General features: G+C 43.8%; 1 protein-coding gene. It reads right to left on the bottom strand.

What is annotated here, in order from left to right; genetic code table 11:
* The coding region (locus tag FNE76_RS08125; RefSeq protein ID WP_456237346.1) for a putative barnase/colicin E5 family endoribonuclease at positions 1 to 498 on the bottom strand (498 nt) is incomplete at both ends.

Genomic DNA, 498 nt, shown 5'->3' with positions numbered 1-498 from the left:
CTTTAGCCCTTTGCACCACCTCATAAGTGCTCTTATAGGGCAATAGGGTGGTTTGATTGTTAAGCGGGGGTTTGGTAATATGAGGTTGGTTGGGTAAGAGAACATCATCAGCCTTTGGTTGCTCTGACACCGACTTACCCGTAAAGCCCACATCGTCTCCCGTCTGTGGGTTCTCCAACTCTGTAAATCTCTGCTTGCTTCTCCTGTCTTTAAAGCTTGTGAGCACAAATTTATTATCTCCTCTCTTGCCTAAAACGATCATATCAGTAGGTGTTACCAACTCGATTTTATCCTCTATTTCTCGCCAAAATTTAGCCTCTTGTAGTATTCTAGGCAAGTCGTGGATAAACTCTAAAGCTTGTTGCTCCCCGTATTGCTGTGTTCTTCTCTCTAGGATATGCGCTAACCCTTTTTTAGAATCCCCCCACACCAAATCAATATAACCCAAGTCCTCTCTATAAAACGCCCCGGCTACTTGCCCGCGTTTTTCTTTTAAAA

It is taken from the genome of Helicobacter mehlei, assembly GCF_007280785.1.
Classification (GTDB): Bacteria; Campylobacterota; Campylobacteria; order Campylobacterales; family Helicobacteraceae; genus Helicobacter; species Helicobacter mehlei.
The sequence above is the reverse complement of the archived record's forward strand: the minus strand, read 5'-3'. Positions and strand labels throughout refer to the sequence as shown.